Consider the following 23,995-nt stretch of genomic DNA (forward strand, 5'->3'; position numbering starts at 1 on the left):
TGTCAGCTCTTACATGTCACCTTCGACACATGCGATCCAGAAACGGACTCCTGCTGTTCGCCGTGCTCGGCGGCATGTTCCTGGCGATGCTCGACCAGACGATCGTCGGCACCGCGCTGCCGAGGATCACCACCGAGCTGGGCGGCACCGGCCTCTACACCTGGGTGGTGACCGCCTACCTCCTCACCTCGACCGTCACGGTCCCGCTCTACGGCCGGCTCTCCGACGCGTACGGGCGAAAGCCGCTGCTGCTGGTCGGGGTGGTCCTGTTCCTGCTCGGCTCGATCCTGTCCGGGGCGGCGCAGAGCATGGGGCAGCTGATCGCCTTCCGCGGCCTGCAGGGGCTCGGCGCGGGCGCGCTGCTGCCGCTGTCGCTGGCACTGGTGATCGACCTGTTCCCGCCGGAGCGCAGCGGGCGGGTGCAGGGCGCCCTCGGCGGCGTCATGGCGCTGAGCTACATCGCCGGGCCGTTCCTCGGCGGCCTGTTCACCGACCACGCGAGCTGGCGCTGGGCCTTCTACGTGAACGTCCCGATCGGCGCCGTCCTCGTGGCCATCATCGTGTGGCGGCTGCCGTACCGGCCGGGGCACGGCGGGGCGCGGCCCGACTACCTGGGCATCGCCGTCTTCGGCGCCGCCGTCAGCGCCCTGCTCGTCGGCCTGACCGAGAAGGGGATCGACGGCCACACCTGGACGAGCGGGCCGGTCGCCGGGCCGATCGGCGCGGCGCTCGCGCTGCTCGTGGTGTTCGTCCTCGTCGAGCGGCGGGCCGCGGAGCCGATCGTGCCGCTTCACCTGTTCGCCAACGGCACGTACTCACTGGTCAACGTCGCGTCGTTCTTCACGGCGTTCTGCATGTACGCCGGGGTGGTCTTCCTGCCGCGCTACTTCCAGGAGGCGCACGGCCTGAGCGCGACCTCCTCCGGGCTGCACATCTACCCGCTGATGCTGGCGATGGTCGTGGGCAGCGCGCTCACCGGCGCCCTCATCTCGCGCACGCGCCGCTACAAGCCGTGGCTGGTGATCGCGCCGGTCTTCCTCGTCGCGGGCACGGCGCTGTGCGCGAACCTCGAGGTCGGCACCTCGACCCCGCTGCTCGTCGCCTGGATGGCGCTGATCGGGCTCGGCATGGGGCCCATGCTGTCCGGCCTCACCGTGGCGATCCAGACGGCCGTCCCGCCCCGGTTCATCGGCACGGCCAGCGCGAACCTGACGTTCTTCCGGCAGATCGGCGGCTCGGTCGCGCTGGCCGTCGCGGGCACGGCGTACACGTCGGTGGTGACGCGGGAGGCGCCCGTGCACGGCCTGCCCGCGGCCCACGCCGCCGCGACCGCGACCGTCATCCCCTGGCTGGGCGTCGTGGGCGCGGTCGTCGCCCTCCTTGCTCTCGCCCTGCTGCCCAATGTCGATCTCCAGGGCGGTGCGCGGCTCGGCAGGCCCGCACCGCAGCAGGACCTCGCCGCGGCGTGAGACGGGCGTGAGACGGTGTGAGACGGCACTTCGGCGGCGCGCTGAGCGGCGTGTCGGACGGTGCGCGGGGCCCGTCCGGCACGGTTGAATTGATCTCAAGCGTTCGGGGGAGCGGCAGTGGGTCGTAGGGTCGTCACGGGTTTGGTCTGTGTGTTCGTCGCCGGAGCGCCGCAACCGGCGCTCGCCTTCTCGGGGGAGGCGCCCCGGCCGGCGCCGGTGAAAGAGCCGTTGAAGAATCAATGGGGCACGGCCGACCTCTCGGTCGGCATCACCGCCTCGCCGAAGGTGGCGCAGCCGGGTCAGCCGCTGACCTACCACGTCACCGTGCACAACAAGGGCCCGGGGGACGCCGTGCTGCCGACGCTGCGGGTCGCTCTGCCGAAGGACTTCCAGATCGTCAACGTGGGTGTGGCGGAGTGCGAGCCCGGCCGGGCGCGCAACCGGGTCGTCTGCCACTCGTCCGACGACGTCCTGCCCGGCGGCTCGGGTGACATGACGATCACGGGGGTGATCGCGCCCGGCGCGCACGGCCCGCTGCGGGCGCGGGCCGACCTGACCTCCGAGGTGCTCGACCAGGACGAGACCGACAACACGGCCGAGGCGGTGACCAGGGTCGACGAGGGGGCCGACCTGGCGATGCGGTTCCGCTCCTCGACCCGGTTCATCCGCCCGGGCCACTGGTTCTCCGTACGCGCGGAGGTGCGCAACCGGGGGCCGCGCGTCGTGCGGGACGCCTACGTGTTCTTCCAGCCGCGCGAGGCCCGGCTGCTGTCCGCCAGGGGCGGGCGCTGCCGGGGGAACCGCCAGTTCGTGGGGTGCTCGCTGCCGCCGATCAGGTCGGGGTCGCGCGGGCTGCTCGAACTCGTGTTCCGGGTGCCGTCGCGGGCCTCGCACGCCGTGGCGACGATGGCCACCGTCTACTCGCGCCGCTACGGCGACCGCCGCCCGGCCAACAACAAGGCGAGCGTACGGGTCGGCCTGCGCCGCGCCTGACCGGCGAAGCGGGGACCGAGGCGGGGCCGAGGCGGGCACGGTCAGGCGGGAATCGGGCTTCGGGGTTCAGGCGGGCTCCGGGGTTCAGGCAGGTTTTGTGGAGGCGGTCCAGGCGTCGGCGACCATGTCCCGCAGCGTCGTGTGGGCCGGCTTCCAGCCCAGCTCGCGCTGGATCTTCTCCGACGACGCCACAAGGACGGCCGGATCGCCGGGACGGCGCGGCGCGACGGTGGTCGGGATGGGGTGGCCGGTCACCTCGCGGCAGACGTCCACGACCTCCTTGACCGAGAAGCCCGTGCCGCTGCCGAGGTTGTAGATCCGGTGCTCGCCGGGCGTGCAGGCGTCCAGGGCGAGCAGGTGCGCGCGGGCGAGGTCGGCGACATGGACGTAGTCGCGGACGCAGGTGCCGTCCGGCGTGGGGTAGTCGGTGCCGAAGACGCTGACCGACTCGCGCTCGCCCAGGGCCACCTTCAGGATGTTGGGGATCAGATGGGTCTCGACCGTGTGCCGCTCGCGGAACTCGCCGTACGCCCCGGCCACGTTGAAGTAGCGCAGGCTGACCGCGCCGAGGCCGTACAGCCCGGCGAAGGCGGTGAGCGCGGTGTCCACGGCGAGCTTGGACGCGCCGTAGGGGTTGCCCGGACGGGTCGGGTCGGTCTCCAGGATGGGCGTGTGCTCCGGCTCGCCGTAGGTGGCGGCGGTGGAGGAGAAGACAATCCGGTTCACCCCGGCCTGCCGCATGGCGTCGAGCAGCGCGAGGGTGCCGCCGAGGTTGTGCGACCAGTAGAGCCCCGGCTTCTCGACCGACTCGCCCACCAGCGACTTGGCCGCGAAGTGGAGCACGGCGTCGAACCCTTCGGACAGCACGCCGCCCGCATCGGCGATCGAGGCCTGCACGAACGAGGCTCCGGGCGGCACGGCGTCGGCGTGCCCGGTCGACAGGTCGTCGAGCACCGTGACCTCGTGCCCCTCCTCCACGAGTTGCGCCGCCACGACGCTGCCGATGTACCCGGCTCCACCAGTAACCAGCAGCTTCACTGTTTGCTCCTGTTCGGAAGTGTTGGATTATGTACGTCCAGGGCCTAGCTTACGCGCTTCCCATGAGGAGCGGGTTAAATGCCACCAGTACCGCAATCTCAGCAAGTCGCAGGAGATTGCGACGACCGGCCTGGCCTGCCTGACACCCGAACGGACTGATGACGTTGAGCAACGTCGCGGTGACCATCGCCCTGGTCCTGATATTCATCCTGATCGGCGGATTCTTCGCCGCGGCCGAGATGGCGATGGTCTCGCTGCGGGAGAGCCAGATCCGCCGCCTGAGCCGCGACGAGGGACGCCGCGGCGCGCGGGTGCAGAAGCTCGCCCGCGACCCCAACCGCTTCCTGTCGGCCATCCAGGTCGGGGTGACCGTGGCGACCGTGCTGTCGGCCGCGCTGGGCGCCGACGCGCTCGGCCCCCGGTTCGCTCCGGTCCTGGAGCACTGGGGCCTGCGGCCGAGCGTGGCCGCGCCCGTCGCGTTCGTGGCCGTCACGCTGGCCATCTCGTACGTGACCCTGGTGCTCGGCGAGCTGGCGCCCAAGCGGCTCGGCCGGCAGCGGGCGGAGAGCCTGTCGCTCGTGACCGCCCCGCTGCTCGACCGGATCGCGACGCTGTCGAGGCCGGTGATCTGGCTGCTGTCCAAGTCGACCAACGGCGTCGTACGGCTGCTCGGCGGCAACCCGTCCGCCGACAGGGCGGCCATGACCACCGAGGAACTGCGCGACATGGTGGTGGGCCACACGGACCTCACCCAGGACGAGCGCGACGTGATCGCCGAGGTGTTCGCGGCGGGCAAGCGGCAGCTCAGGGAGGTCATGCTGCCCCGCACGGAGGTCGAGTTCATGGCGGCGGACACCCCGCTCGCCGAGGCCGCCGTGCTCGCCGCGGCCATGCCGCACTCCCGGTTCCCCGTCTACCGCGACACCTACGACGACGTCATCGGGTTCGTCCACGTGCGGGACCTGCTCGACCCGGTGCGCACCGGGCGGCTTGAGCCGATCAGCGAGGTCGTGCCGATCCGCCCGGTCAAGCTCGTGCCGGCGAGCAAGCGGGTCCTCGCCACGCTCGCCGAGATGCGCGACGAGGGCCACCACCTCGCCATCGTGGTGGACGAGTACGGCGGCACCGACGGCATCGTGACGCTGGAGGACCTGGTCGAGGAGCTCGTGGGCGACATCCGCGACGAGTACGACGAGAGCGGCGACGCCGTACGCGTGATCGCGGGAGACGTGGAGGTCGAGGGGCTGGTCAACCTGGACGAGTTCCACACGCAGACGGGCGTGCGGCTGCCCAGCGGGCCGTACGAGACCCTGGGCGGATACGTCATGGCCTTCCTCGGTCACCTGCCCCAGCGCGGCGAGGTCGCCGAGGCGCCGGGCGTGAAGCTGACGGTGACGGAGATGGACGGCCGCCGCGTCTCCCGCGTCCGCGTCACCCGCAATCCCCCAGAAGACGCGGCGCCCGCGGCGACCGGCTGAGCGGCGGGCGGCTGAGCGGCGACCGGTCGAGCGGCGGCGTGTGCGGGGGTCGGTCGAGTGTTCTCCCGGCCGCCGCCCAGGAGAGGCGTCCCCGGCGGGGACGGGGCCCGTGGCCCCGGCCGCGTCTGTCGCGGGCAGCCCGCGACTCCTGACAGAATTGCCGTATGGCTCTTGCTCGCGTCCTGTCCGGTATCCAGCCCACCGCCGACTCGTTCCACCTGGGCAACTATCTCGGCGCGATCCGTCAGTACGTGGCACTGCAGGACACCCATGAGGCCTTCTTCTTCATCGCCGACCTGCACGCGCTGACCGTCGCGCCCAAGCCCGAGGAACTGCGCCGGCGCACCAGGATCGCCGCCGCCCAGCTGTTCGGCGCGGGGCTCGACCCGGAGCGCGCCGCGGTCTTCGCGCAGAGCCACGTCCGCGAGCACAGCGAGCTCGCCTGGTATCTCATCTGCCAGACCGGCATGGGCGAGGCCGGGCGGATGACCCAGTTCAAGGACAAGTCCGCGCGGTACGGCGAGAGCTCGGCCAGCGTGGGCCTGTTCACCTACCCGATCCTCCAGGCGGCCGACATCCTGATCTACCAGGCCGACCAGGTGCCGGTCGGGGTGGACCAGAAGCAGCACCTGGAGCTCAGCCGCGACCTCGCGCAGCGCTTCAACAGCCGCTACGGCCAGACGTTCAAGGTGCCGAGCCCGTACATCCTCAAGGAGGTCGAGAAGATCACCGACCTCCAGGACCCGACCGCCAAGATGTCCAAGTCGTCGTCGAGCCCCCAGGGCATCCTCGACGTGCTGGAGGAGCCGAACGTCCTGCGCAAGAAGATCATGCGCGCGGTGACCGACACCGGCAGCGACGTCGTCGCCGACGAGGAGAACAAGCCGGGCGTCACCAACCTGCTGCGGATCCTGTCCGCGCTGACCGGCACGCCGATCCCCGAGCTGGAGACGCGGTTCGCCGGGCAGGGATACGGCGCCTTCAAGAAGGAGGTCGCCGAGGCCGTCATCGAGACGTTCTCGCCGATCCGGGAGCGTACGGAGAAGCTGCTGGCCGACGAGGCCGAGCTCGACCGGATGCTGGTCGCGGGCGCCGCCCGGGCCCGCAAGGTGGCCCGCGAGACGATGGAGCAGGTCCGCGAGCGCCTCGGCCTGCTGCCCACGCCGCACGCCGAGTGAACCACGCCTGAGCCGCGGCCCGCCCTCCGGGCCGCGGTCGCCGCGCGCATCGAGACGCCCTGTCCGGGTACACCATGCCGATGGGGATGGCGATGCTCGACCAGGTCACACGGCGCGTCGACGAAGTCAGGGCGCGGGGCCGGATGTGGATCGAGCGCGAGCGCATCCGCTTTCCCTGGCTCGACCACCTCATCCGGACCGTCCAGCGCTACCAGGTGCAGTCGGGGGACCGGCTGGCGGGCGCTTTCACCTATTTCGCGTTCCTGTCGTTCTTCCCGCTGATCGCACTGGCGTTCGCCCTGTTCGGGTACGTCGTGACGATCCGCCCGGACGCACTCGCCACGCTCACCGAGGCGATCAACAGCCAGCTTCCCGGGCTCGCCGGGCAGCTCCACATCGACCAGCTCGCCGGGGCCCGGGCCCGGGCAGGGCTGATCGGCCTGCTCGGCCTGGTGTACGCCGGGCTGGGCGCGATGGACGCCCTCCGCGGAGCCCTGCGCACCATCTGGATGACCTGCGAGCCGCCGCTCAACTACTTCGTCGGCAAGCTGCGCGACCTCGTCGCGCTCGTGCTGATGGGCCTCGCCATGCTGGTCTCGGTGATCGCGAGCGGATTCGCCACCGGGGCCACGACCACGGTCGCCGGATGGCTCGGCCTGGGCTCCTCGCCGCTGGCCGGCTTCGGGGTCTGGCTCGCCGGGATCGCCGCGAGCCTCGTCGCCGACCTGCTGCTCTTCCTGGTCATCCTCGGCTGGCTGGCCAAGCCGTCGCAGCCGTTCCTCGTCGTGCTCAAGGGCGCGCTGCTGGGCGCGGCCGGCTTCGGGGTGCTGAAGCAGCTCGCGGCGCTGATCCTGTCTTTCACCCTGCGCAACCCGGTGTACGGCACGTTCGCGGTGGTCGTGGGGCTGCTGCTGTGGATCAACCTGTCGGCCCGGGTGATCCTCTATGCCGCCGCGTGGACGGCGACGGCCACGCTCGGCCCGCCGCCCGAGCCCACCCCGCTTCCTTCGCCCGCGACCACGCCCACGACGGGCCCCGCCTGACCGCGCCGCTACCGCGGGCGCAACCCGTTGAGCGCGGTCTCCACGACCGCGTCGGCGTACTCGGGTGTGAGCGGGCCGCTGCGCTGGAGCCACCGGTTGAGCAGCGGTCCCCACAGCATCTCGATCGCGACGTCCAGGTCCAGGTCGCCGGACAGCTGACCGGCCCGCTGCGCGCTGCGCAACCGCTGCTTCTTCAGCTCCTTCATCGGCCCGTCGAGCCGTTCCGCGTACGCGGCGGCGAGCGCGGGGTCGTGCAGGATCTCCGTGCTGAGCGCGCGCATCGGCTCGTCGTATCGCGGGCTGTTCAACTCGGCGACCGTGGCGCGCAGGACCGCCTTGAGGTCGGCTTCCAGATCGCCGGTGTCGGGCAGCGCGGGCGAGTCGCCTGTTCCCTCGGAAAGCATGAGGAACGCGTCGAAGAGCACCGCTCCTTTGGAGGGCCACCAGCGGTAGATGGTCTGCTTGCCGACCCCTGCCCGGGCGGCGATCCCCTCGATGCTCAGCTTCGCGTAGCCGACCTCGCCGACGAGCTCGAACGCCGCGGTGAGAATGGCCCGCCGTGAGGCCTCGCTACGGCGTCTCGTGCCGGGAGCCGTGCCGTGCTGTGCCGTCATGCCGCCGAACCTATCAGAAGCGAGACGAGACGATCCGTCTTGACAGGAATCCGATGCGACGCCACGCTTAGGCAAGCGAGACGATACGTCTCGTCCAGTGTTTGTCAGCGAATGGAGCAGTCATGCGTACGACAACCGCCGATACGGGCCGGGTCTGGTTCATCACCGGTGCGGGGCGGGGTCTCGGCCGGGCGTTCACTCAGGCCGCGCTGGACAACGGCGACCGGGTGGTCGCCGCGTCCAGGACCGTCGCGCTCCTGAAGGGCCTGGCCGCCGACCTCGAGGACAGGCTGCTCGTGCTCCCTCTGGACGTCACCGACCGCGCGGCGGTCTTCGGCGCGGTCGCCGAGGCGACCGAGCGTTTCGGCCGGCTCGACGTCGTGGTGAACAACGCCGGGATCATGTCCATGGGGATGATCGAGGAGTTCACCGAGGCCGAGGCCCGGGCCCAGATGGAGACCAACTTCTTCGGCGCGCTGTGGGTCAGCCAGGCCGTCCTGCCCTGCCTGCGTGCCCAGGGGGCTGGGCACATCGTGCAGATCTCCAGCATCGGAGCGCTCGGCGGCTTCCCCACCACCGGGTTGTACAGCGCGAGCAAGTTCGCCCTGGAGGGCATGAGCGAGGCCTTGGCGATGGAGGCCGCCCGGTTCGGGGTGAAGCTCACCATCGTCGAGCCCGGGGGCTACTGGACCGACTTGTACACGAGCATGACCGCGACCGCGCCGATCCCCGACTACGCCCCTCTGCGGGCCGAACTGGACAAGCAGTGGGCCGAGGGGTCGGTGGACAGCGATCCCCGGCTGGCCGCCGAGGCCCTGCTGAAGCTCGTCGGCAGCGACGAGCCGCCGCTGCGGCTGCTGCTGGGTGGCACGGCCTACGACCTGGCCTTCGACGTCTCACGCCGGCGGATGGAGACCTGGGCCCGCTGGGAGGAGGTCAGCCGCGCCGCCGAGCACGCCGTCCCCGCCCCGCCTGCCCGCTAGCCGGCGGTGTCGCCGGGCGTCCTCCGGCGCCGGCGCAGGCCGTACGTGCCCAGGGCGAGGACCACGAGGGCGCCGCCGCCGATCAGCAGGGGGACGGTCGCGCCCGCACCCTTGGAGGCGGGGTCCTCTCCCCGCGCCTTGGCCGCGCCCGCGTCGGCCGCGCCGGGCGATGCGGAGGGCCGTACGGCCAGGGGGGAGGAGGGCTTGGGGTCGGGCGCGGGCGGGACCAGCTGGCCCACGGGGGCCGCCTTGCCCCTCGCGGCGAAGCCCCAGTCGAGCAGCTTGGCGACCTCGTCCCAGAAACCGCCGGGGTGATGCATGATCACGACGAGGATGGTGTGACCGTCGCGCCGGGCCGCGCCCACGAAGCTGCCCAGGGCCTTGGACGTCCAGCCGTTCTTGACGCCGAGCATGCCCTTGTAGCGTCCCAGGAGCCGGTTGTGGTTGGCCATCTCGTAGAAGGCGGGCGCGGGAGACTCACTGGCCTCGGAGTCGTCGTGGCGCTTCTTCTTTTTCTTCTTCAGGTAGTCCTTGGGCGCGGGGAACTTGGCGACCTTCGTGCTGATGTACTCGCGGAAGTCCGGGATCGCCAGCCCGGCCCGCGCGATCAGGGCGAGGTCGTAGGCCGAGCTGCGCTGGCCCGGGGCGTCCAGGCCGTTCGGCGTCTTGGCGACCGTGTCGTACGCCTGGAGCTTGTGCGCCTCCTGGTTCATGTCGGCGAGCGTCTTCTTCAGGCCGCCGTTCGCCTCGGCGAGCGCGACCGCGGCGTCGTTGGCCGACACCATGAGGAGCGCGCGCATGAGGTCGTCGATCGTGTAGATCGGCTCGGGGACGATGCCGACGGCGCTGCCCTCCACGTTGCACGCCTCGTCGCTCGGCTTGACCTTGCGCTTCTTGTCGAGCTTGGGGATCAGCGTCACGGCCGTCAGCGTCTTGAGCGTGCTCGCGGGCAGGTAGTGCCCGTGTGGGTCCTTCGCCGCGAGCACCGCGCCGGTGTCGGCGTCGGCCACGACGTACGCGCTGGCCTCGGTCTTGGGCGGGGGGTCGATTCCGGAGGGCCGGATGATCCCGCGGCCGGCGAGCCGGTCTCCGCCCACCGTCCCGGTCCCGCTGCGGGCTCCGGTCACGGCCGTGCCGTTCCCTGTGCCGGTCCCGGTCACGGACGTGCCCGTCTCCCGCGGCGCCTGGTCCGGCACGGCCCGCGCGCCGGCGGCGGGAGGGGCGCCGCCGAGCAGCGCCGTCGTCAGCACTCCCGCCGTCGTCACGGTCGCGGCGAGAGCCCGCAGGTTCGTCCCCATAGGTCGCTCAGCCTAGCCTCGACTGCCTTCGCATGAAGCGACATATGCCCCATATGCCACAGGGCCACGCAGGTGGTAGCCGCCGATACTGTGAGCTTGACTTCCGCCCCTTCCTGGCGGAGGGGGTTCCAACCGTCGCCGGTCGGGCTTCCTGCTTCACTGCCGGTCGCCCCGTCGGAGAGGACTCTCGTTGAGGTCTTACACCAGCTCCACAGGCGTTTTACCTCTCCGCCAGCCCGGCGGCGAGGATGTTCTTGGCGGCGTTGACGTCCCGGTCGTGGACGGGGCCGCAGGCGCATTCCCAGGTCCGCACGTTCAGCGGCATCGACTCGGCCAGTGCTCCGCAGGCGGAGCACAGCTTGGAGGAGGGGAACCACCGGTCCACGACCAGCAACTCCCGCCCGTACCAGCGCGCTTTGTACTCCAGCATCGACCGCAGTTCCCGCCACGAGGCGTCGGAGATGGCGCGGGCCAGCGAGCCGTTCTTGAGCATGTTCCGCACGGTGAGGTCCTCGATCACGACCGTTTGGTTCTCACGGACGAGCCGAGTCGAAAGCTTGTGCAGGAAGTCCCGGCGGCGGTCGGCGATCCGGGCGTACACGCGGGCGACCTTGAGACGGGCCTTGGCCCGGTTCGCGCTGCCCTCGGCTTTGCGGGCCAGCGCCCGCTGCGCCTTTGCCAGGCGCTTGCGGCGCGCCCGCTCATGCCGGGGGTTGGCGACCTTGCCGTTCTCATCGGTCAGCTCATTGACCGGGCGGGACAACGTGAGGAGGCTCGTGATCCCCGTGTCCACGCCGACCTGGGCCTCGGTTGGGGCCAATGGGGCGATCGTCTCCTCCACGAGGAGGGACACGAACCACCGCCCGGCCGCGTCCTCGCTCACGGTCACGGTGGAGAAGAAGTTCGCGAACGCGGCCTGCAGATGCCGCAGTGCCTGCTGCAACGGCACGCTGGACACCTCGCCCAGGAACGCCAGTTCGGGCGTCTTCTTCCACTGGGTGAGCGCGGCCGAGGACTCCACGTAACAGACGCGACGGCCTTCCAGGATGTAGGCGCGGGTCCGTTCTTCCAGGGCCTTGTTGTAGACCAGGCGCACACACCCGAATGTCCGGGCAAGCTCGGAGGCTTGCTCCGAGGTGGGGTAGAAGCGGTACTTGTAGGCCCGCTTCACGATCCGCGCCATGCCTCAAATCATCGCACGATCAACGATGGATCGTACGTGTGTTCGTACGTTGGTTCACCTGACGGCGAGATGCCTATCCCTGCCCTGCTCCGCAGGAGCCCGATTCCTCCCTCGTCCGAAGGCGGGGGTTTACTTGGAGGATTTTGATGACCAGACGTGTATCGATCTTTCTCGTGGCACTCGCCGCTTTCATGATCTTCGAATGGATCAATCTCGGCTTCAACCTCGCCGACGGGCACGCGACGTCCTTCTACGTCGTCCACGGCGTACTCATCGCGGTGAACATCCTCCTGGCACTGGCGCTCGGGGCGGTCGGCGTGCGGGGATGGATGAAGGGTAGGGCCTGAGCCTGAACGACCTTGTCCGCTGTGACCTGAGAGTTCACAGGGACCGAACGTGATGGAGGCAAGCTTTGGCGATCGACTTCAATCCCTCGCGTGGCGCGACGCTCGGTGTGGAGTGGGAGCTTCAGCTCGTCGACCGGCATACGCGTCATCTCCGCCAGGACGCCAAGGAGGTGCTCGCCGCGGTTCCCGACCTCAGTGAGGGGCAGCGGCCCAAGGCCATGCACGAGCTCATGCAGTCGCAGGTCGAGATCGTCACCGACGTCTGCCACACCGTGGCCGAGGCGGTGCAGGACCTGAAGAAGAGCATCGGCCGGCTGGCCGAGGCCGTCGAGCCGCGCGGCATCGGGCTCGCCTGCACGGGGACCCACGCGATCAGCGACTGGCGCGACGCGGTCTACGCGCCGAGTCAGCGCTACGTGGAGCTGGTCGAGGACCTGCAGTGGCTCGCCTGGCGGATCCAGACGTTCGGCGTGCACGTCCACGTGGGCGTCAAGGAGCGGGACAAGGTCATTCCGATCGTCAACGCCCTCGCGGCGTACCTGCCGCACTTCCTCGCGCTCACCTCCTCCAGCCCCTATTGGGGCGGCCAGGACACCGGGCTGGCGTCCAGCCGGGCCATCGTCTTCGGCTCGCTGCCCACGGCCGGGCCGCCGCACCTGCTGGCCGACTGGGCCGAGTTCGAGGAGTACATGGACACGCTGATGCGGGCGGGCACGATCCGCAGCATCAAGGAGGTGTGGTGGGACATCCGGCCGCATCCCGACTTCGGCACGATCGAGGTCCGGATGTTCGACGGCATCCCGACGCCGCGCGAGGTGGGCATGGTGGCCGCGCTGTCCCAGTGCCTCGTGCAGCAGTTCGACCAGCAGATCGACCGGGGGTATACGCTGCCGCATCCGGCGGCGTGGGTGGTGCGCGACAACAAGTGGCGCGCCACGCGCTACGGCCTCGACGCGGACGTCATCACCGACGACCACGGCTCCACGGCGCCGATGCGCGACGTATTGTATGAACTTCAGCGTGAACTCGAACCCGTCGCCGAGCGGCTCGGCTGTGCCGACGAGCTGGCGGTCGTGACCGAGGTGCTGGAGCAGGGGAGCTCATCCGAGCGCCAGCGGGCGATCCTCGCCGACGGAGGGACCCTCCAGGACGTGGTCGACGCCACGGTCATCGAGCTCGCCGAGGACAGGTTCGTCACCTCGAACCCCAACCGTGAGATCGGACAATCGGGCGCCTGACGGGGTAGGCCTGATATGTCCGGCAACAGTGCCTCAGTTCTGACAACGTGCGGAGGCCGGTGTAAATACTGGGCAATCCGCCGTATCGGAGGGTCGCGGCATGGAAGGATTGTGAATGGAGGGTCGGTGGAGGCGAGTCGCGCCCGCTCGACCCTTTTGGGCTTTTTCGTGACTTTTCATGATCATATGGACGATCCGGCGATACGTGGCGGGACGGCTCGCCGGAGAAGGGAAGACCCGTGGCCACCTCATCGAAGCTCGCAACGCCGGACGCGGCCGTGCCAGGAAGCAACGACCTGGCCGGACAACTGGCGGAATTCCTTCGCGAGCACAACGATGAGCTGATCGAGTTCCGGCGCGACGTACACGCACACCCGGAGATCGCCTTCAGCGAGCATCGCACGACCGAGAAGATCGCTGAGCGGCTGACGGACGCCGGGCTGACCCCGCACCCGCTGTCGCGCGGCACCGGCCTGTGGGTGGACCTCGGCCGCGACGAGGGCCCCACGGTCGCCCTGCGCGCCGACATCGACGCGCTGCCGATGGAGGACGAGAAGGACGTCCCCTACCGCTCCACGAACCCCAACGCGTGCCACGCCTGCGGCCACGACGTGCACACGTCGATCGTCCTCGGCGCGGGGCTGTTCCTGGCGTCGCAGGCCGACGCGGGAGCACTCCCCGGCCGGGTACGGCTGATCTTCCAGCCCGCCGAGGAGGTCGCGGGCGGCGCGCTTGAGGTCATGCGCGACGGCGGCCTCAACCAGGTGGACCGCATCTTCGCGGTGCACTGCGATCCGCGCCTCGACGTCGGTCACGTCGGGCTGCGGACCGGCCCGATCACCGGGTCCTGCGACAGCCTGCGGATCAAGGTCGCGGGTCCCGGCGGGCACACCGCCCGGCCGCACCTGACCGTCGACCTCGTCTACGCGCTCAGCAAGATCGTCACCGAACTGCCGGCCGCGCTGTCGCGCCGCGTGGACCCCCGCTCCAGCCTCAGCCTCGTGTGGGGCCAGATCTCCGCGGGCTCGGTGGCCAACGCGATCCCGGACGTCGGGGTGGCCCAGGGCACGGTCAGGTCGCTCGACGAGGATGCCTGGCACCAGGCTCCCGACATGGTCAAGGCTCTGCTCGACTCGGTCGCGGGCGCGTACGGCGTGGACGCCGAGATCGACTACCGGCGCGGCACGCCGCCCACGGTGAACGAGGCCACCAGCATCCAGATGCTGCACGACGCGGTCACCCAGATCATCGGCGAGGGGGCGGCCGTGCCCACGCCCCAGAGCCTCGGCGGCGAGGACTTCTCCTGGTACCTCGAGTCGGTGCCCGGGGCGCTCGCCCGGCTGGGCACTCGGCCGCCGGGGGTCGTCGACGAGGTCGACATCCACCGGCCGCTGTTCGACGTGGACGAGCGGGCGATCGGGATCGGCGTCAAGGTTCTCGCCGCCACCGCGCTGACCGCGCTGTGGGGCGGCGGCGCCCGTTGAGCAGACCATGCCGCTGAACCGCCCCTGAGCCGTACGCCGCCGTGCCCGACGTCTCCCCCCTGCGTCCCGAGGATCCCCCGCGCCTCGGGGACTACCGTCTCGAGGGCCGCCTGGGCGTGGGGGGCCAGGGGATCGTCTTCCTCGGCGCCGCCGCGTCGGGCGGGCCGGTGGCCGTGAAGCTCCTGCACTCCCGGGTCGACGACGCCTCCGCCCGGCGCGCCTTCGCCCGTGAGATCGAGGCGGTGCGCCGGGTCGCGCCCTTCTGCACCGCCCAGGTCCTCGACGCCGACCTCGACGGCGACCGGCCTTTCATCGTCAGCGAGTACGTCGACGGCCCGTCGCTGCGCGAGCACGTGACGGCGGCGGGGCCGCGGACGGGCGGCGACCTCGACCGGGTCGCGGTGGGGACGGCCACCGCGCTGGCCGCGATCCACCGGGCGGGGGTCGTCCACCGCGACTTCAAGCCGGGCAACGTGCTTCTCGGCTCGGACGGGCTGCGGGTCGTCGACTTCGGCATCTCCCGGCTCGCCGACGCCACCGCGACGACAGGGAATCCGGTCGGCACCCCGGCCTACATCGCGCCGGAGCAGCTGCAGGGACGCCCGGCCGGACCGGCGGCGGACGTGTTCTGCTGGGCGCTCACGCTGGTCTACGCGGCGAGCGGACGGCACGCCTACACCGGTGACACGTACGCGGCCGTCATGGCCCGCATCCTGTACGGCACGCCGGACCTCGAGCCGCTCACCGGCCTGCTGAAAGACCTCGTCGTGGCGTGCCTGGCCGCGGAGCCGGCCGACCGGCCGGACGCCGGACAGGTGCTGAGCGCCCTGCTCGGCCGATCCCCAGAACAGCCGGAACAGCCGGAACAGCCGGGTCAGGCGGTGCGGGGCGCGGCCGCACCGGGTCCCGTCGCGTCCGGATCCTCAGCGCGCCCAGGGCGCGAGCCGGAGGACACGCTGCCCCAGGCGCGGACCGACGCCGACCGGACCGACGCCGACCGGACCGACGCCGACCCGGCCGACGCCGAGCCCGCCACGCCCCAGCGAACCCGCGAGCCGGCAACGGAGTACGGCGGGACCGGTGGGCGCCGCAGCGGGCGAGGACGCATGGTCGCGCTGGTCGCCTCACTCGCCGTCCTCATCGCGGTCGGCGTCGGGGCGGGCGTCGCGTGGGTGCTGACGGCCCGCGACTCCGGGCGCCCCGAGGGGACGTGGACGGGCGTCGCCCGCCATCCCTCGGCCGGCCGGGTCTTCCCGGTCGAGATCCGGCTGGCCGCCCCGGCGCGGATGAGGTGGGGCGCCGATCTGCACTGCTCCGGCCGTCTCACCCCCGTGAGCCGGTCGGGCGAGGCGTTCGTGCTGACCCTCGACCAGGTGAAGGGCGACGCCTGCTATTCCGGAACCGTCTCGATCACGTGGCGGGGCGAGAGCGCGGCCGACTTCGAGGTGACGCGCGAAGGGGAACAGGACGCCCGATACGCGGGATCTCTTACCCGTACGGATTAACTCAAATGGGATAAATCTGTCAGGGCCTTTGTGTGGCGCGTTCTCCCGTGCGTACAGCGGGTATCGCGGACGGTGGGACCACCATTCCGGGTTGGAGGTCCGATTGCGGGCGTTCCGGACGGTGATGGCGGGCGCCGTCGCCGTCTCCGTCGCCATGACCGCCGTCGCGGGATGCGGCGGCGCGGTGGAGACGGCGACGCCGCACACGGGCCGGTTGCGGGTGGGGCTCGTGTACGACATCGGCGGGCGGGGCGACAAGTCCTACAACGACGCCGCGGCCGCCGGAGTCGACGAGGCCAAGCGTAACCTGACCGGCTTGCGGGTGCGGGAGGTCGCGGCCGCGCCGGGCGAGCCCGCCGTCCGCAAGCTGGAGCGGGTGCGGGCGCTCGCCGAGGCCGGGTACAACCCGATCATCGCCGTCGGCTATTCGTACGCGCCGGCGCTGGCGCGGATCGCTCCGAAGTTCCCCAGGACACGGTTCGCGATCGTCGACGAACCGACGGTGTCCGGCCCCAACATCACGAACCTGCTGTTCGCCGAGGAGCAGGGCTCGTTCCTCATGGGCGCGGTGGCGGCGATGAAGTCCCGCACCGGCGACGTCGGCTTGGTCGGGGGCAACCGGTCGCCACTGGTCAGGAAGTTCGAGGTCGGCTACGTCCAGGGCGTGAAGCACGTGAACCCGCGGGCGCGGATCAGGATCGCCTACCTCACGAGCCCGCGCGACCTGAGCGGCTTCGATCGGCCGGACAAGGCGCGCAAGGCCGCGCGGCGCATGTACCGGGCCGGCGCCGACGTGGTCTACCAGGTGGCCGGGGCCTCGGGGGCCGGGGTGTTCCAAGCGGCGGACATGGCCGGGGCGTGGGCCATCGGCGTCGACTACGACCAGGCCAAGAGCGCCGATCCGGCCGTGCGCCACGTGATCCTGACCTCGATGATCAAAAGGATCGACGTCGCCGTCTACGACTACCTCGCCGGGGTCGTCGACCACACCGTCACCAGCGGCCGGGTCGTGTACGACCTGAAGCTCGGCGGCGTCGACTACACCCTCACCGGCGGCCACATCACCGACATCCAGCCGCGCCTGGAGGAGCTCAAGCAGGAGATCATCCACGGCAGGGTCAAGGTTTCCCCAGGCTGACACCCTGGTCACGGTGCGGACTGGGCTCAATAACGGACATGTTGCGGACTCGTGTGCGGGTTTGGTCTATGCAGGTCAAACAACTATCTTCCGTGCAGGGTTGCCGTGCGTTCCTGCGTGCGTGCGACGAGAGTCAGACGGGCGGGGAACGGAAGGGGAGTCACGACCTTGCTCCGCAATCGAGTTAGCAGACTGGCCGCCGCCACTGCGGGTGGCGCCTTGCTCATGGCCGCCGCCGCGTGTGGGGGTAGCGACGACACCACCACTACCACCGGAGCCTCGGCCGGCGCGTCCTCCGCGCCCGCCGCCTCCCAGATCAAGGTCGGCCTGGCATACGACATCGGCGGCCGTGGCGACGGCTCCTTCAACGACGCGGCCGCGGCCGGTCTGGACAAGGCCGAGTCGGAGCTCAAGGTCCAGAAGAAGGAACTGGAGGCGACCGCGGGCGAGACCGACGCCCAGAAGGAGGAGCGGCTGCGCCTGCTCGCCTCCGGGGGCTACAACCCGGTCATCGCGGTGGGCTTCGCCTACTCCGGCTCCGTGGCGAAGGTCGCCAAGGAGTTCCCCGAGGTCAAGTTCGCGATCGTGGACGACGACGCCGCCAAGGGCGACAACATCACGAACCTGATGTTCGCCGAGGAGCAGGGGTCGTTCCTCGTCGGGGCCGCGGCGGCGCTCAAGTCCGAGAAGGGCAACGTCGGCTTCGTGGGCGGCGTCGACGTGCCGCTGATCCACAAGTTCGAGGCGGGCTTCGAGGCCGGTGCGAAGGCCGTCAAGCCGGACATCAAGATCCAGAGCAAGTACCTCACCCAGCCCCCGGACTTCGGCGGCTTCGGTGACCCGGCCAAGGGCAAGACGGCCGCGCAGGGCATGTACGACGCCGGCGCGGACGTGGTCTACCAGGCGGCCGGCGGTTCGGGCGCGGGCGTCTTCGAGGCGGCCAAGGCGGCGAACGCGATGGCGATCGGCGTCGACTCCGACCAGGCGGCGCTCCCGGCGTACGCCGACTTCAAGGACGTGATCATCACCTCGATGATCAAGAAGGTCGACGTGGCGGTCTTCGACTTCCTGAAGAACTACACCACCGGCGCGGTCAAGTCGGGCCCGTCGGTCTACGACCTCAAGGCGGGCGGCGTGGACTACTCCACGACCGGCGGCAAGATCGACGACATCAAGTCGAAGATCGACGAGTACAAGCAGAAGATCATCAACGGCGAGATCACGGTCCCGACGTCCTGACCTGCGTAATCAAGGGGCCCGGAGGCACCCGCCCCGGGCCCTTTGCTCTACTCTCACTATCACTTGACCGTCACCTGGCACTCCGCGAGGAGGAGGCCGACATTACCGCCGCGACCGTTACGGAACCCGCAGTAGAACTCACCGGGATCACCAAGAGGTTCCCGGGAGTCGTCGCCAACAGCGACATCCACCTCCGCGTCGCCAAAGGGCACATCCACGCCATCGTCGGCGAGAACGGCGCGGGGAAGTCCACACTGATGAAGATCCTGTACGGGATGCAGCGCCCCGACGAGGGCGTGATCCGCGTCAACGGGTCGCCCGTCGGCTTCCACACCCCCGCCGACGCCATCTCCGCGGGCATCGGCATGGTCCACCAGCACTTCATGCTGGCCGACAACCTGACCGTGCTGGAGAACGTGGTTCTGGGCAGCGAGCCGCGCCGCGGCGGCCTCGCCCTCGACTTCGCCGCCGCGCGAAAGAAGATCAAGGAGATCTCCGACGCGTACGGCCTGGGCGTGCGCCCGGACGTGCCGGTCGAGGACCTGGGGGTCGGCGACCGCCAGCGGGTGGAGATTCTCAAGGTGCTCTATCGGGGCGCCCGCATCCTGATCCTCGACGAGCCGACCGCCGTGCTCGTGCCCCACGAGGTGGACGAGCTGTTCGACAACCTGCGCGGCCTGGTCCGCGAGGGGCTGACGATCCTGTTCATCTCCCACAAGCTGGACGAGGTCCTGCGGGTGGCCGACGAGATCACCGTCATCCGGCGCGGGACCACCGTGGCGACCGTGAACCCCAGGGACGTCACCTCCCGCAAGCTCGCCGAGCTCATGGTCGGCAGCGAGCTGCCCAGCCCCGAGACCCGCGAGTCGACCGTCACCGACGTCGTCGCCCTGTCCGTACGCGACCTGACCGTGCGCACCGGCGACGGGCGGCCGGTGGTCGAGAACGTGAGCTTCGACATCCACAAGGGCGAGGTGCTCGGCATCGCGGGCGTCGAGGGCAACGGCCAGGCGGAACTCGTCGAAGCGATCATGGGCATGCGTCCCTCCGAAGCGGCCGCGCTCACGCTCGACGGCGCCGACATCTCCCAGTGGTCGACGCTCAGGCGGCGCGCGGGGGGCATCGGCTACATCCCCGAAGACCGCCACCGCCACGGCCTGCTCCTGGAGTCGCCGCTCTGGGAGAACCGCATCCTCGGCCACCAGACCCGCCGGCCCAACGTCAAGGGCCCGTGGATCGACCGCGCCGGCGCGCGGGCCGACACGCGGCGCATCGTCGAGGAGTACGACGTGCGCACCCCCGGCATCGACGTGGACGCGGCCACGCTGTCCGGCGGCAACCAGCAGAAGCTGATCGTCGGGCGGGAGATGAGCGGCGACCCCGTGCTGCTCATCGCCAGCCACCCCACCCGCGGTGTGGACATCGGCGCGCAGGCGGCCATCTGGGACCACCTGCGCACGGCGCGCGCCGCCGGGCTGGCCGTGCTGCTGATCTCCGCGGACCTCGACGAGCTGATCGGGCTGTCCGACACGCTCAAGGTGATCCTGCGCGGCAGGATCGTCGCCGACGTCGATCCCGCGAACGTGACCCCCGAGCAACTGGGCTCGGCGATGACCGGCGCCGGGGAGGAGACGGTATGAACGGGTTCCTCGACCGGGTGCTCGGCCGGGTGCGGCTGGGCGGCTGGCTCGCCGTCGCCGCGCCGGTGATCGCGGTCGTCTTCGCGGTGCTGATCACCTCGGTGGTCCTGCTCGTCGCGGGCAAGGCGCCCGTGGAGGCGTTCACCACCCTCGCGGACTACGGCACCCAGCCGCGGTCGATGGCCATGATCCTCAACACGGGGGTCATGTACTACATCTCCGCGCTCGCGGTGGCCGTCGGTTTCCGGATGAACCTCTTCAACATCGGCGTGGACGGCCAGTACCGGCTCGCTGCCGTGGTCGCCGCCGGGCTCGGCGGCGCGGCCGTGGTGCCCGGCGTGCTCAACATCGTCCTCGTGATCGTCGTCGCGGTGGTCGTCGGCGCTCTGTGGGCCGCGATCGCCGGTCTGCTCCGGGTGTACCGGGGCGTGAGCGAGGTCATCTCGACCATCATGCTGAACGCGATCGCCACCGGCCTCGGGTCGTGGCTGGTCAGCGAGCACTTCGGCGTGCTGACCGGCAACGACCTCGGCACCAGGCCGATCCCCGACGACGCGCACATGCCGGGCATCCCGCTCATCGCCGGCACGCCGGTGCTCGTCAACGGGTTCATCGTGATCGCCGTCCTGCTCGGCGTCGCGTACTGGGTCGTGCTCAACCGCACCCGGTTCGGCTTCGAGCTGCGGGCGACCGGCAAGTCCGAGTCGGCGGCGGTGGCCAGCGGCGTCAGCGTGAAGAAGATGATCGTCGTCACGATGGTCATGTCGGGGGCGGTCGCCGGTCTGATCGGCATGCCGGAGCTGCTCGGCGCCTCCTACAAGTACAGCAACAACTTCCCGGCCGGCCTCGGCTTCACGGGCATCGCGATCGCCCTGCTCGGCCGCAACAACCCGGTCGGCATGGCGGTCGGCGCGCTGCTGTGGAGCTTCCTGGACAACTCGTCCAACCAGCTCCAGCTGCTCGACATCTCCAAGGAGATCGTCCAGATCATGCAGGGCGTCGTCGTGCTCTCCGTGATCATCGCGTACGAGCTGGTCCACCGCTACCGGATCGTCGCGGAGCAGCGCAGGGTCAGCCGCGAGCTCGCCGCGCCGCAGGAGGCGCCGAAGGCGGAGGCGGCCGCATGACAGGGCCGGACGGAATCGAGGAGACGGCATGACGGCGACGGACCTCCCGGTCGACCGCCCGGTCGAGACGCCCCCCGCGCGGCGTTTCCGGCTGTCGGCGCCGGTGCTCCTGCTCGGCCTGGCCGGGCTCGTGGTGCTGCTGTCGATTGCGCGGCTGGTGACCGGGGCGAACGACATCACCTCGGCGGGCACGGTCAGCGCCGCGCTCGGCCTCGCCGTGCCGATCGGGCTCGCCGGTCTCGGCGGCCTGTGGTCGGAACGGGCCGGCGTGGTCAACATCGGCCTCGAGGGCATGATGGTGCTCGGCACCTGGTTCGGGGCCTGGGGCGCCCTCCAGTTCCACAGCCCCTGGGCGGGCGTGGTCGCCGGCGCCGCCGGCGGGGCGCTGGGCGCGGCGATCCACGCCGTCGCGACCGTGACCTTCGGCGTCGACCACATCATCTCCGGCGTGGCGATCAACATCGTCGGCGTCGGCTTCACCCAGTACCTGTCCCAGCTCGTCTTCGACGGCATGCCGGGCGGCGGGACGAAGAACTCGCCGCCGCTGCCCAAGATGGGCACGGTCAGCCTGGGCTTCCTCGACGACCCGCTGCGGACCGTCGAGGCCAAGCACTGGTTCGTGCTGTCGGACTTCGCGGGCGTGCTGCGGGGCATCACCCAGGGCGTGTCCTGGTTCACGATCCTGGCGATCCTGCTGGTCCCGCTGTCGTTCTACATCCTGTGGCGCACGCCGTTCGGCCTGCGCCTGCGGGCGTGCGGCGAGCGTCCGGTCGCGGCGGAGTCGCTGGGCGTCAACGTCTACCTGTACAAGTGGGCCGCTGTGATCGTCTCCGGCGTGCTCGCCGGTCTCGGCGGCGCGTTCCTGTCGCTCGTGGCCGCGGGGATCTACCGCGACGGGCAGACGGGCGGGCGCGGCTACATCGGCCTCGCCGCCATGATCTTCGGCAACTGGCGTCCCGGCGGGCTCGCCGGCGGCGCGGCGCTGTTCGGCTACACCGACGCGCTCCAGCTCAGGCAGGGCGGCATCTCGGTGCACGCGCTGCTGCTGGTCGTCGCTCTGCTGCTCGTCGCCGTGGCGGTCTACCAGCTCGTGCGGCAGCGGCGCGGGGTCGCGGCCCTGATCACCGGGGTCGTGGCGATCGCGGTGTTCGTGGTGTTCGCCGTGACGGACACCGTGCCGGAGCAGTTCACTTCGTTCACCCCCCACCTGACCACGCTGCTGGTGCTGTCGCTGGCCTCACAACGCCTGCGCATGCCGGCGGCCGACGGCGTCCCGTATCGAAGGGGGCAGGCGAAATGAGCATCGACTGGGAGGCGCTGCGGGTCGCGGCCCGCGAGGCCATGACCCATGCGTACGCGCCGTATTCGAAGTTTCCCGTGGGGGCGGCGGCGCTCGTCGACGACGGCCGGGTCGTGACCGGCTGCAACGTGGAGAACGCGTCGTACGGCGTGGGGTTGTGCGCCGAGTGCGGCCTGGTCTCGGCGCTGCACGCGAGCGGCGGCGGCCGGCTGGTGGCCTTCACCTGTGTGGACGGCCACGGCGAGCTGCTGATGCCGTGCGGCCGCTGCCGGCAGCTGCTGTTCGAGCACGGCGGGCGGGACCTGCTGGTGGAGACGCCCGACGGGCCGATGCGGATGGCCGACTTCCTGCCGTTCGCCTTCGGGCCCGACGATCTGTCGAGGTAAGGGGGAAGCGTGGGGTTCGACGCGATCGAGGTCATCACCGTCAAGCGCGACCGGGGCGAGTTGTCCACCGCCCAGATCGACTGGGTGATCGACGCGTACACGCGGGGCGAGGTGGCCGACGAGCAGATGTCGGCGCTGCTGATGGCGATCCTGCTCAACGGCATGAACCGCAGGGAGATCGCGGACTGGACCCAGGCCATGATCAGGTCGGGGGAGCGGATGGACTGGTCGTCCCTCGACCGGCCCACGGCCGACAAGCACTCCACCGGCGGGGTCGGCGACAAGATCACTCTGCCGCTGGCCCCGCTGGTCGCCGCCTGCGGCGCGTACGTGCCGCAGCTGTCCGGGCGGGGTCTCGGGCACACCGGCGGCACGCTGGACAAGCTGGAGTCGATCCCCGGCTGGCGGGCGTCGCTGTCGAACGACGAGATGCTGGCGGTGATCCGCTCGGCCGGGGCGGTCGTGTGCGCGGCGGGCGCGGGCCTCGCGCCGGCCGACAAGAAGCTCTACGCGCTGCGCGACGTCACCGGCACCGTCGAGTCGATCCCGCTCATCGCCTCCTCGATCATGTCCAAGAAGATCGCCGAGGGCACAGGGTCGCTCGTGCTCGACGTGAAGGCCGGCTCGGGCGCGTTCATGAAGAACGTGGACGACGCCCGGGAGCTGGCGCGGACGATGGTCGAGCTCGGCACCGACGCCGGGGTGCGCACGGTCGCCCTGCTGACCGCGATGGACCGGCCGCTGGGCCTGAAGGTGGGCAACGCGCTCGAGGTCGAGGAGGCCGTCGAGGTGCTCGCCGGCGGCGGCCCCGCCGACGTGGTCGAACTCACCGTACGGCTGGCCAGGGAGATGCTGGAGGCCGCCGCGGTCCCGGGCGCCAGGGATCCCGAGGAGGCGCTGAAGGACGGCTCGGCGATGGACGCCTGGCGGCGCATGATCGTCGCCCAGGGCGGCGACCCGGACGCTCCGCTGCCGACGGCCGCCGAGTCGGCCGTGGTCACCGCCCCCGCCTCGGGCACGCTGCGCGCGCTCGACGCGCTCAAGGTCGGCGTGGCGGCCTGGCGGCTCGGGGCAGGACGGGCCCGCAAGGAGGACCCGGTCTCGGCGGGCGCCGGCATCGTCCTGCACGCCAAGCCCGGCGAGACGGTCCGCGCCGGAGCCCCGCTGATGACCCTGTACGCCGACGAGGCCGGCCGGTTCGACCGGGCCCTCCAGGCGCTCGAGGGTGCGTACGAGATCGGCGACCGGGACGGCGCCGGCCTGCTCCCGCTCGTGATCGACCGCCTCACCACCTGACCCGGCCCGCCCGGGAGG

The 23,995-nt window shown here is 70.8% G+C and carries 20 protein-coding genes and 1 pseudogene; 17 read left to right on the forward strand and 4 right to left on the reverse strand.

The window, feature by feature from the left end; all coding sequences use genetic code 11:
- The first annotated feature begins 29 nt into the window (after positions 1-29).
- Positions 30-1,469, forward strand: coding sequence for an MDR family MFS transporter (locus ABZ860_RS08000; RefSeq protein ID WP_357216683.1), 1,440 nt, complete (start codon positions 30-32; stop codon positions 1,467-1,469).
- Positions 1,470-1,697: 228 nt separating this feature from the next.
- Entirely contained in the window at positions 1,698-2,462 is a 765-nt protein-coding gene (locus ABZ860_RS08005) for a CARDB domain-containing protein (RefSeq protein WP_357216686.1), read from the forward strand.
- An 84-nt stretch (positions 2,463-2,546) separates the two neighbouring features.
- Here the strand turns inward: ABZ860_RS08005 and galE are convergent, their stop codons facing one another.
- Positions 2,547-3,500, reverse strand: a complete 954-nt coding sequence (galE, locus tag ABZ860_RS08010) for a UDP-glucose 4-epimerase GalE (protein WP_357216688.1) — start codon at positions 3,498-3,500, stop codon at positions 2,547-2,549.
- A 158-nt stretch (positions 3,501-3,658) separates the two neighbouring features.
- On the opposite strand from galE, the gene ABZ860_RS08015 reads away from it, so the two are divergent.
- From ABZ860_RS08015 to ABZ860_RS08025, 3 genes are all read left to right on the forward strand, one after another.
- The gene (locus tag ABZ860_RS08015) at positions 3,659-4,978 is read left to right on the forward strand and encodes a hemolysin family protein (protein ID WP_357216690.1); all 1,320 of its coding nucleotides are present in this window, start codon (positions 3,659-3,661) and stop codon (positions 4,976-4,978) included.
- 164 nt (positions 4,979-5,142) lie between these two features.
- Positions 5,143-6,156, forward strand: coding sequence for a tryptophan--tRNA ligase (gene trpS / locus ABZ860_RS08020; RefSeq protein WP_357216692.1), 1,014 nt, complete (start codon positions 5,143-5,145; stop codon positions 6,154-6,156).
- A gap of 80 nt (positions 6,157-6,236) precedes the next feature.
- Entirely contained in the window at positions 6,237-7,199 is a 963-nt protein-coding gene (locus ABZ860_RS08025; protein WP_357216694.1) for a YihY/virulence factor BrkB family protein, read from the forward strand.
- A gap of 8 nt (positions 7,200-7,207) precedes the next feature.
- Here ABZ860_RS08025 and ABZ860_RS08030 read toward each other — a convergent pair whose 3' ends face one another.
- On the reverse strand, positions 7,208-7,813 hold the full coding sequence (locus tag ABZ860_RS08030; protein WP_357216697.1) for a TetR/AcrR family transcriptional regulator: 606 nt from the start codon (positions 7,811-7,813) through the stop codon (positions 7,208-7,210).
- 122 nt (positions 7,814-7,935) lie between these two features.
- On the opposite strand from ABZ860_RS08030, the gene ABZ860_RS08035 reads away from it, so the two are divergent.
- On the forward strand, positions 7,936-8,796 hold the full coding sequence (locus ABZ860_RS08035; RefSeq protein WP_357216699.1) for an SDR family oxidoreductase: 861 nt from the start codon (positions 7,936-7,938) through the stop codon (positions 8,794-8,796).
- On the opposite strand, the gene ABZ860_RS08040 is transcribed toward ABZ860_RS08035, so the two are convergent.
- Positions 8,793-10,094, reverse strand: a complete 1,302-nt coding sequence (locus tag ABZ860_RS08040; RefSeq protein WP_357216701.1) for a D-alanyl-D-alanine carboxypeptidase — start codon at positions 10,092-10,094, stop codon at positions 8,793-8,795. The genes ABZ860_RS08035 and ABZ860_RS08040 overlap by 4 nt on opposite strands.
- 148 nt (positions 10,095-10,242) lie before the next feature.
- A pseudogene (locus ABZ860_RS08045) lies at positions 10,243-11,277 on the reverse strand (RNA-guided endonuclease TnpB family protein); the annotation flags it as partial.
- 146 nt (positions 11,278-11,423) lie between these two features.
- Between ABZ860_RS08045 and ABZ860_RS08050 the strand changes: the two are divergent.
- The 11 genes from ABZ860_RS08050 to ABZ860_RS08100 all read left to right on the forward strand — a co-directional run bounded on the left by ABZ860_RS08050 (position 11,424) and on the right by ABZ860_RS08100 (position 23,977).
- Positions 11,424-11,624, forward strand: coding sequence for a hypothetical protein (locus ABZ860_RS08050; protein WP_357216704.1), 201 nt, complete (start codon positions 11,424-11,426; stop codon positions 11,622-11,624).
- Positions 11,625-11,689: 65 nt separating this feature from the next.
- The gene (locus ABZ860_RS08055) at positions 11,690-12,862 is read left to right on the forward strand and encodes a glutamate--cysteine ligase (RefSeq protein ID WP_357216706.1); all 1,173 of its coding nucleotides are present in this window, start codon (positions 11,690-11,692) and stop codon (positions 12,860-12,862) included.
- Positions 12,863-13,158: 296 nt separating this feature from the next.
- Positions 13,159-14,346, forward strand: coding sequence for an amidohydrolase (locus ABZ860_RS08060; RefSeq protein ID WP_357217602.1), 1,188 nt, complete (start codon positions 13,159-13,161; stop codon positions 14,344-14,346).
- Between the two features lie 41 nt (positions 14,347-14,387).
- The gene (locus ABZ860_RS08065; protein ID WP_357216708.1) at positions 14,388-15,851 is read left to right on the forward strand and encodes a serine/threonine-protein kinase; all 1,464 of its coding nucleotides are present in this window, start codon (positions 14,388-14,390) and stop codon (positions 15,849-15,851) included.
- 91 nt (positions 15,852-15,942) lie between these two features.
- On the forward strand, positions 15,943-16,989 hold the full coding sequence (locus tag ABZ860_RS08070; protein ID WP_357216710.1) for a BMP family ABC transporter substrate-binding protein: 1,047 nt from the start codon (positions 15,943-15,945) through the stop codon (positions 16,987-16,989).
- Between the two features lie 225 nt (positions 16,990-17,214).
- Positions 17,215-18,228 (forward strand): BMP family ABC transporter substrate-binding protein, encoded by a 1,014-nt coding sequence (locus tag ABZ860_RS08075; RefSeq protein WP_357216712.1) that lies wholly within the window; start codon positions 17,215-17,217, stop codon positions 18,226-18,228.
- Between the two features lie 101 nt (positions 18,229-18,329).
- A complete protein-coding gene (locus ABZ860_RS08080) occupies positions 18,330-19,868 on the forward strand; it encodes an ABC transporter ATP-binding protein (protein ID WP_357217604.1) in 1,539 nt (512 codons plus the stop codon).
- On the forward strand, positions 19,865-20,995 hold the full coding sequence (locus ABZ860_RS08085) for an ABC transporter permease (protein WP_357216715.1): 1,131 nt from the start codon (positions 19,865-19,867) through the stop codon (positions 20,993-20,995). The genes ABZ860_RS08080 and ABZ860_RS08085 overlap by 4 nt, the downstream gene beginning before the upstream one ends.
- 28 nt (positions 20,996-21,023) lie before the next feature.
- Complete coding sequence (locus tag ABZ860_RS08090) at positions 21,024-22,295, forward strand: ABC transporter permease (protein WP_357216718.1); 1,272 nt, start codon at positions 21,024-21,026, stop codon at positions 22,293-22,295.
- A complete protein-coding gene (locus ABZ860_RS08095; protein ID WP_357216720.1) occupies positions 22,292-22,681 on the forward strand; it encodes a cytidine deaminase in 390 nt (129 codons plus the stop codon). The genes ABZ860_RS08090 and ABZ860_RS08095 overlap by 4 nt, the downstream gene beginning before the upstream one ends.
- A 9-nt stretch (positions 22,682-22,690) precedes the next feature.
- Positions 22,691-23,977, forward strand: a complete 1,287-nt coding sequence (locus ABZ860_RS08100; protein WP_357216722.1) for a thymidine phosphorylase — start codon at positions 22,691-22,693, stop codon at positions 23,975-23,977.
- Positions 23,978-23,995: the final 18 nt, after the last annotated feature.

This window comes from Microbispora sp. NPDC046973, assembly GCF_040644495.1.
Lineage (GTDB): Bacteria > Actinomycetota > Actinomycetes > Streptosporangiales > Streptosporangiaceae > Microbispora.